This is a genomic window from Pseudomonas sp. BF-R-01, from assembly GCF_019946615.1.
In the GTDB taxonomy this organism is placed as follows: domain Bacteria; phylum Pseudomonadota; class Gammaproteobacteria; order Pseudomonadales; family Pseudomonadaceae; genus Aquipseudomonas; species Aquipseudomonas migulae.
The window spans coordinates 1-7597 of the sequence record NZ_JAGYFX010000168.1; the positions used below are offsets into that span (position 1 = coordinate 1).

Sequence of the window (7597 nt, forward strand, 5' to 3'; positions counted from 1 at the left end):
GAATGTCAGCAAACATTAATGTCGGCTGACACTCCGTCATCGCGAGCAGGCTCGCTCCCACAATGGTTTTACGCTATCCGATTATTTGGTCTTCTTCGGGATCCGCACCAGCTGGGTGCCCGAATAGATGTCATGCCAGCTACGTTTCTGTTTGTCGAACAGCGACCAGATGAATCCAAGGCCGACGCACAGCAAGGATGCGATCGACACGACAAAACGCAGCAGTGCCTGCCACAGGCTGATGGATGAGCCATCGGCGTTCTGCACGCGGATGCACCAAACCTGCATGCCCAGGGTCTGCCCGGACCAGGTCCAGAACTTGGCGAAGAAGCCGAACAGCACGAACAGCAACACCGTCGAGAGCAACGGGTCACCGTCCAGCGCGCCGGCTTCGGTCAAGGTGCGCATTTTGTCTTCGCCGATGATCGCCATCTGGATCATCTTGTAGAGGCCGCTGGTGACGATCAGCAGGGCAGTGCACAACAGAAAGTCATAGAACATCGCTGCCAGGCGACGGCCCAGGGTCGCGGCGGGAAAGTCGCCCTGAGGGTTGAGCAGGTGTTTCGACATGGCAGGGCTCTCGACGGAAAAAGAAGCCATTTTACGGATTTACGCGCACAAAAAAGCCCCTGATGTCAGCATCAGGGGCTTTTTCGTAACAGAAGGTTAGGCTTCTGCTTGTACTTCGTCAGCCTGCATGCCTTTCTGGCCTTGCACGGCGATGAAGGTCACTTTCTGGCCTTCTTTCAGGCTCTTGAAGCCGTTGCCCTGAATAGCGCGGAAATGCACGAACAGATCCGGACCGCTTTCTGGAGTGATAAAACCAAAACCTTTCTCGTCGTTAAACCACTTGACGGTACCGCTCTGACGTTGGGACATTTCTTATTTCCTTTGACGCAAAAATTAATGACAGTCTCCTTCTCATGAAAGAGTACTGGGGCTGGTTGCAGGAGAGTAAGAAGACGTCGAACGGGATGTAGCTAACTTGTAGGCTACTGCCCAGGTCACGATTCCAAGCGACCCATGCAAACACAGTGAACAAACTCTACGCCAACTACGGGAGAAAAAACAAGCCCTGTGAGAGGCCCGGTTTTACTCAGGTTGCTGGCCATTAGTGTTTCACTAGTTCCGGCTTATTCGATGCGGCGGTTCAATTGTTTTCGATTGTTATAAGCAGCGTTCATAAACGAAAGCTTGCACTGTTTTATGGCGGTTGCGTTACACATTAGTGCACTGTTAACGCAACCGCGTTACTTATAGAAACAGTCAATCAACCACGATAGTAGCGTTGTGCAACGAATGGCATTTTGCTTACAAGCAAAGGCACCTTTTTCCCACGAACAATTGCGAACACAGGTGTGTCGATGGCGATGTATGCGCTGTCGAGGTAACCCATGGCCAAAGGACCGCTCAAGGTCGGACCGAAACCGCCGCTGCAAACGCTACCGATGATCTCGCCTGCTTCGTTGACGATCTCTGCACCCTCGCGCACGGGTGTGCGTTCCTGCGGTAACAGGCCTACACGCTTGCGGCTGACACCGGCTTGCTGCTGGGCGAACACGGTTTCAGCGCCAGGGAAACCGCCGGCCCGCGCGCCATCGGCACGTCGAGGCTTGGAGATGGCCCACAGCAGGCTCGCTTCAATCGGAGTGGTGTCGGTGTTCATATCGTGGCCGTAGAGGCACAGGCCGGCTTCCAGGCGCAGCGAATCACGAGCGCCCAGGCCAATGGCCGCGACTTCCGGTTCAGCCAGCAGGGCGCGGGCCAACGCTTCGGCATTGGCTGCCGGCACGGAGATTTCGAAACCGTCTTCGCCGGTGTAACCCGAGCGGCTGACAAAGCAGTCCACGCCCAGCAACTTCACGCGGGCGAACTGCATGAACGTCATCTTCGCCACTTCCGGCGCCAGGCGCGCGAGCACCGTGACGGCGGCCGGACCTTGCAAGGCCAGCAGTGCACGCTCTTCGAACAGCGGCTCGATGGTGCATTGGTCGCCGATGTGTTTGCGCAGGTGCGCGAGGTCCTGATCCTTGCAGGCGGCGTTGACCACCAGGAACAGTTCGTCGTTACCGAGGTTGGCGACCATCAGGTCATCGAGGATGCCGCCCGTCTCGTTAGTGAACATGGCGTAGCGCTGCATGCCCACTGGCAGGTCGATAATGTCCACCGGCACCAGGGTTTCCAGGGCCTTGGCGGCATTGGCGCCGGTCAGGCGGATCTGGCCCATGTGCGAAACATCGAACAGCCCGGCCTGATCACGGGTGTGCTGGTGTTCCTTCATGACGCCCAGCGGGTACTGCACCGGCATGTCATAGCCGGCAAACGGCACCATGCGGGCGCCGAGTTCGATGTGCAGTGCGTGCAACGGGGTTTTCAATAGTTGTTCGGTGGACATATCCAGCTCCTGAAAAAGTGTGCAGATGCAGTGAGCGCGCATCAGCACTCGATAATGTTGACCGCCAAACCGCCACGGGCGGTTTCCTTGTATTTGCTTTTCATGTCGGCGCCGGTCTGGCGCATGGTGCGGATGACTTTGTCGAGGGAGACGAAGTGCTGACCGTCGCCACGCAGGGCCATGCGCACGGCATTGATGGCTTTCACCGAGCCCATGGCGTTGCGCTCGATGCAAGGCACTTGCACCAGCCCGCCGATCGGGTCGCAGGTCAGGCCGAGGTTGTGTTCCATGCCGATTTCGGCGGCGTTTTCCACTTGCTGCACGGTGCCGCCAAGCACTTCGCACAACGCGCCGGCCGCCATCGAACAGGCCACGCCGACTTCACCCTGACAGCCGACTTCAGCGCCGGAGATCGAGGCGTTTTCTTTATAGAGAATGCCGATGGCGGCAGCCGTCAGCAGAAAACGTACGACGCCGTCTTCGTTGGCGCCGGGGATGAAGCGCATGTAGTAGTGCAAAACTGCCGGGACGATGCCCGCTGCACCGTTGGTAGGCGCGGTGACCACGCGCCCGCCATTGGCATTTTCTTCGTTGACCGCCAGGGCATACAGGTTGACCCAGTCCAGCACCGACAGCGGATCGCGCAGCGACGATTCGGGGTTTTTGCACAGTTGCCGATGCAGCGCTGCCGCCCGCCGCTTGACCTTCAAACCGCCGGGCAGGATGCCTTCGTTGCGGCAACCGGCGTCGACGCAATCCTGCATCACTTGCCAGATTTTCAGCAGGCCGGCGCGGGTTTCCGCTTCCGGGCGCCAGGCGCTTTCGTTGGTCAGCATCACCTGGCTGATGGACAGGCCGTAAGTGGTGCAATGAGTGAGCAGATCCTTTGCGCTTTTGAACGGGAAGGTCAGTGGTGTCGCATCTTCGACGATACGGTCGGCGCCGGCGGCGTCTTCATCGACGACGAAACCGCCGCCGACCGAGTAGTACTCGCGGCTGCGGATCTGCAAGCCCGCCGCGTCGAACGCGCGGAAGATCATGCCGTTGGGGTGATAGGCCAGCGGTTTGCGGATCATCGCCAGGTGTTCTTTCTCGTTGAACGCAATGCTGTGTTCGCCGAGCAGGTTCAAGCGACCGTTGCCACGAATGTCTTGCAGACGGGCGGCGACGGTTTCGGTGTTAACGGTGTCCGGGTGTTCACCTTCCAGTCCGAGCAGTACAGCCTTGTCGCTGCCGTGGCCCTTGCCGGTGGCGCCGAGCGAGCCGTAGAGCTCGACTTTGACGCAGGTGGTCGCGGCCAGCAGCCCTTCACGGCGCAAACCTTCGACGAAACGCGCAGCAGCGCGCATCGGGCCGACGGTGTGGGAACTGGAGGGGCCGATGCCAATCTTGAACAGGTCGAACACGCTTAGCGACATGGTTGTTCTCCGGTTTCTTGTTATGAGGAGCACCGCGACCCCGTAGGAGCGAGGCTTGCCCGCGAAGCTTTTGGCGACCTTGATGGCCTCTTCGCGGGCAAGCCTCGCTCCTACGGGGGTTTGTGGCGTCCTAGTGGGGCGAGAGAGTCCGCCCCCTATAGATCAAGCGTAGCTTTCGATCGACGGGCAAGCGCAAACCAGGTTGCGATCACCGAAGACGTTGTCGACGCGACCGACCGGCGGCCAGTATTTGCCTTCAATCAGCGACGCAACCGGGTACACCGCTTGCTCACGGCTGTACGGATGGGACCACTCGCCGACCAGTTCCGCCGCAGTGTGCGGGGCGTTTTTCAGCGGGTTGTCGTCCTTGTCCAGAGTGCCGTTTTCCACTGCGCGGATTTCTTCGCGGATGCGGATCATGGCGTCGCAGAAGCGGTCCAGTTCTTCCTTGGATTCGCTTTCGGTCGGCTCGATCATCAGCGTGCCGGCGACCGGGAACGACATGGTCGGGGCGTGGAAGCCGAAGTCGATCAGGCGCTTGGCAACGTCATCGACGCTGATGCCGCTGCTGTCTTTCAACGGACGCAGGTCGAGGATGCATTCGTGTGCCACCAGGCCGTTGCTGCCGGTGTACAGCACTGGATAGTGCTCTTCGAGGCGACGGGAAATGTAGTTGGCATTGAGGATCGCCAGTTGCGAAGCGCGCTTGAGACCCGCGCCACCCATCATCCGAATGTACATCCAGGTGATCGGCAGAATGCTCGCGCTGCCGAACGGTGCTGCGCAGACCGCGCCTTCCTTGCGATCCATCTGGGCGTGGCCCGGCAGGAACGGGGTCAGGTGCGATTTCACGCCGATCGGGCCGACACCCGGGCCGCCACCACCGTGAGGGATGCAGAAGGTTTTGTGCAGGTTCAGGTGGGACACGTCGCCGCCGAACTTGCCCGGTGCGCAGAGGCCGACCATCGCGTTCATGTTGGCGCCGTCGATGTACACCTGGCCGCCGTTGTCATGAATGATGCCGCAGATTTCGCGGATGCCTTCTTCGAACACGCCGTGGGTCGACGGGTAAGTGATCATCAGCGCAGCGAGGTGTTCGCGGTGCTCGATGGCCTTGGCGCGCAGGTCTTCGATGTCGACGTTGCCACGGGCGTCGCACGCGGTCACGACCACACGCATGCCAGCCATGTTGGCGGTAGCCGGGTTGGTGCCGTGGGCGGACGATGGGATCAGGCAGATGTCGCGACGGTCTTCGCCACGGCTCTGGTGGTAAGCACGAATGGCCAGCAGACCGGCGTATTCACCTTGCGAACCGGCGTTCGGTTGCAGCGAGATCGAGTCGTAACCGGTGGCGGCGCAGAGCATCGCTTCCAGTTCGTCGGTCAGTTGCTGGTAACCGGCGCTTTGCTCGGCTGGGGCGAACGGGTGCAGGGCACCGAACTCAGCCCAGGTCACCGGGATCATTTCGCTGGCGGCGTTGAGTTTCATGGTGCACGAACCCAGCGGGATCATGGTGCGATCCAGGGCCAGGTCCTTGTCGGCGAGCTTGCGCAGGTAGCGCATCAGCTCGGTTTCCGAGTGATAACGGTTGAACACCGGGTGGCTGAGGATCGGCGATTGGCGAACCAGTGCAGCCGGGATCGCGCTGACCACTGCCGCTGCGATGGCAGCGAAGTCCGGTAGTGCTTTGCCGTCGGCAAACAAGGCCCACAGGGTTTCGACGTCAGCTTGCGAAGTGGTTTCGTCGAGGGACAGGCCCAGACGCTCGCCATCGACTACGCGCAGGTTGATCTGCTGCGCACGCGCCTTGTCATGCAGTTTGGCGGTGTTGGCGCCGGTGTTCAGGGTCAGGGTGTCGAAGAAGCTGGCTTGCTCGACGGTCAGGCCCAGTGCACTCAAGCCCTTGGCGAGGATCGCGGTCAGGTGATGAATGCGGTTGGCAATTTGCGTCAGGCCTTTCGGGCCGTGATACACGGCGTACATGCTGGCGATGTTGGCCAGTAGAACCTGCGCGGTGCAGATGTTGCTGGTGGCCTTCTCGCGGCGGATGTGTTGCTCGCGGGTCTGCATGGCCAGGCGCAGGGCCGGCTTGCCGAAACGGTCCACGGAGACACCGACCAGACGGCCCGGCATGTCGCGCTTGAACGCATCTTTGGTAGAGAAGTAAGCCGCGTGCGGGCCACCGAAGCCCAGCGGCACGCCGAAGCGTTGTGCGCTGCCGATGGCCACGTCGGCACCGAACTCGCCCGGCGGGGTCAGCACGGTCAGGGCCAGCAGGTCGGCAGCGACGGCAACCAGTGCGTTGGCAGCGTGGAAACGCTCGGTCAGTGCACGGTAGTCGAAGACGTCACCGTTGCTGGCCGGGTATTGCAGCAGGGCGCCGAAGAACGGCGTCACGTCAGTCAGTTCAAGCTCGTCGCCGACAACCACGTCGATGCCCAACGGCTCGGCACGGGTGCGCAGCACGTCGAGGGTTTGCGGGTGGCAATGCACGGAGGCGAAGAACGCGTGGCTGCCTTTGTTCTTGCTCAGGCGCTTGCAGAAGGTCATGGCTTCGGCGGCGGCAGTGGCTTCGTCGAGCAGCGATGCGTTGGCGATCGGCAGGCCGGTCAGGTCGCTGATCAGGGTCTGGAAGTTCAACAGCGCTTCGAGACGGCCCTGGGAAATTTCTGGCTGGTACGGGGTGTAGGCGGTGTACCAGGCCGGGTTTTCCAGCAGGTTGCGCAGGATCGGCGACGGTGTGTGGGTGCCGTAGTAGCCCTGGCCGATGTAAGTCTTGAACAGCTGGTTCTTGGCAGCGATGCCTTTGATCAACGCCAGGGCGTCGGCTTCGCTCAGGCCGTCTTCGAGGCCGAGCACGCTGGTGCCTTTGATGCTGTCCGGAATGACGCTGGCGCTCAGGGCTTCCAGCGAGTCGAAACCGAGGCTGTTGAGCATCGCTTGCTCATCGCCGGAACGCGGGCCGATGTGGCGCGCGATGAATTCGTTGGCAGTGCTCAGATTGATTTGAGTCATGTGCGTGCTCCTCAGGCTTCGGCGTTGGCTTTGATCAGACGGTCGTAGGCGTCCTGATCCAGCAGTTTGGCGACAGCCGAGGCGTCAGTTGGCTGGAAGCGGAAGAACCAGCCTTCGCCCAGCGGATCTTCGTTGACCAGTTCCGGGCTGCTGTCCAGCGCCGGGTTTACTTCAAGCACTTCACCGTCGAGTGGCATGTACACGCCGCTGGCGGCTTTTACCGATTCCACGGTGGCGGCTTCTGCGCCTTTGTCGTAGGACTGCAGCTCAGGCAGTTGTACGAAAACCACGTCGCCCAAAGCGTTCTGCGCGAAAGCGGTGATGCCGACGGTGACAGAGCCATCAGCTTCGGTACGCAGCCATTCGTGATCTTCAGTAAAACGCAACTCGCTCATGGAAACTCCTAAGGGGGCCAGACTCGTCTGGTGGACGCGATTGAATGCTTGGGCGTAAGCCCTGATTTATGAGTGGTTACTAAGCAATTTCGCGGCCAGTTTGATTTTATTGTTATAAATCAATTGGTTAGAGAGTTGTTGCGGGCGTGGCTGTTTGACCGCTGTAGCGAAATCGCTACAGTCGAGTGCGAACAAAAAAGTATAGGTGGATCAAAGCCTTGTGCAGCGGTGATCCGATGAGGGTGTATCGATATCGTTCCGCTGTAGCGCTTTCAGTACAGATGGAGGTCGTTTTCAGACGCTATTCCCGAGGATGCCCACCGACCTGTAGGAGCCGGCTTGCTGGCGATGGCGTCTTCAACATCGCCATCGCT

6 protein-coding genes are annotated in these 7597 nt (G+C 60.2%); all 6 read right to left on the reverse strand.

Annotated elements, in window-relative coordinates; translation table 11 throughout:
- Nucleotides 1–81: 81 nt before the first annotated feature.
- The 6 genes from KGB27_RS30240 to gcvH all read right to left on the reverse strand — a co-directional run bounded on the left by KGB27_RS30240 (nucleotide 82) and on the right by gcvH (nucleotide 7223).
- A complete protein-coding gene (locus KGB27_RS30240; protein ID WP_008038661.1) occupies nucleotides 82–570 on the reverse strand; it encodes an RDD family protein in 489 nt (162 codons plus the stop codon).
- A 96-nt stretch (nucleotides 571–666) separates the two neighbouring features.
- Nucleotides 667–879, reverse strand: coding sequence for a cold-shock protein (locus KGB27_RS30245; RefSeq protein WP_007977299.1), 213 nt, complete (start codon nucleotides 877–879; stop codon nucleotides 667–669).
- Between the two features lie 391 nt (nucleotides 880–1270).
- Nucleotides 1271–2395, reverse strand: coding sequence for a glycine cleavage system aminomethyltransferase GcvT (gene gcvT, locus KGB27_RS30250; RefSeq protein ID WP_008038659.1), 1125 nt, complete (start codon nucleotides 2393–2395; stop codon nucleotides 1271–1273).
- Between the two features lie 41 nt (nucleotides 2396–2436).
- Entirely contained in the window at nucleotides 2437–3813 is a 1377-nt protein-coding gene (locus KGB27_RS30255) for an L-serine ammonia-lyase (protein WP_008038656.1), read from the reverse strand.
- Nucleotides 3814–3975: 162 nt separating this feature from the next.
- Nucleotides 3976–6828, reverse strand: a complete 2853-nt coding sequence (gene gcvP, locus KGB27_RS30260; protein ID WP_008038654.1) for an aminomethyl-transferring glycine dehydrogenase — start codon at nucleotides 6826–6828, stop codon at nucleotides 3976–3978.
- A gap of 11 nt (nucleotides 6829–6839) precedes the next feature.
- Nucleotides 6840–7223, reverse strand: a complete 384-nt coding sequence (gcvH, locus tag KGB27_RS30265; protein ID WP_008027813.1) for a glycine cleavage system protein GcvH — start codon at nucleotides 7221–7223, stop codon at nucleotides 6840–6842.
- Nucleotides 7224–7597 lie beyond the last annotated feature (374 nt).

What these genes read in the sequence shown, in the direction of transcription:
- KGB27_RS30240 (WP_008038661.1), bottom strand. Translation starts at nt 570, where the DNA reads ATGTCGAAACACCTGCTCAACCCTCAGGGCGACTTTCCCGCCGCGACC.
- KGB27_RS30245 (WP_007977299.1), bottom strand. Translation starts at nt 879, where the DNA reads ATGTCCCAACGTCAGAGCGGTACCGTCAAGTGGTTTAACGACGAGAAA.
- gcvT (WP_008038659.1), bottom strand. Translation starts at nt 2,395, where the DNA reads ATGTCCACCGAACAACTATTGAAAACCCCGTTGCACGCACTGCACATC.
- KGB27_RS30255 (WP_008038656.1), bottom strand. Translation starts at nt 3,813, where the DNA reads ATGTCGCTAAGCGTGTTCGACCTGTTCAAGATTGGCATCGGCCCCTCC.
- gcvP (WP_008038654.1), bottom strand. Translation starts at nt 6,828, where the DNA reads ATGACTCAAATCAATCTGAGCACTGCCAACGAATTCATCGCGCGCCAC.
- gcvH (WP_008027813.1), bottom strand. Translation starts at nt 7,223, where the DNA reads ATGAGCGAGTTGCGTTTTACTGAAGATCACGAATGGCTGCGTACCGAA.